Annotated in this window: 1 protein-coding gene; it reads right to left on the bottom strand. The window is 27.7% G+C overall.

What is annotated here, in order from left to right; all coding sequences use genetic code 11:
* A partial coding sequence (locus RM549_RS19420) for an Lnb N-terminal periplasmic domain-containing protein (protein ID WP_311687776.1) occupies window positions 1-456 on the bottom strand: 456 nt, incomplete at its 3' end.
* Window positions 457-465 lie beyond the last annotated feature (9 nt).

Here is a 465-nt window from a genome sequence, read left to right on the forward strand (position 1 = left end):
AAGTAACAGATCACGAATTTCTGTAGAACAATTTTTTTCCAAAAAAGAATACAAGTAATATCTATTTTCTGGTCTGTACAAAAAATTTAATTTTTCTAGGAACTCATTTTTTTCTTGTTTGCCAAGATTTAATTTCTGCTCAATTACAGTTCGGTTTCCACGAGTATATTCATTAATGAAATCTTCAGTTTGATGGATCCCTAATCTATATTTTAATTTTCCTTTAATAAATTTCAACGTAAAATTAGGAGTATCAAAATCAAACATACCGAAATTATAAACTTTATCTATACCATTTTCTTTGTCGAAAATCCTGATGGCGCTATGACCAAAGGCAGAGTAGATTTCATTGCCAGGTGAACAAGTTAAGATACTGATTTCAATAGAATCTTTTGCAGAGCATAACTGACTTACAAAAAAGATTAATATGAAAATTAGTTTTTTCAATATTTCCATTATTTAACT

Origin of the sequence: Autumnicola patrickiae, assembly GCF_031846525.1 — a bacterium.
In the GTDB taxonomy this organism is placed as follows: domain Bacteria; phylum Bacteroidota; class Bacteroidia; order Flavobacteriales; family Flavobacteriaceae; genus Autumnicola; species Autumnicola patrickiae.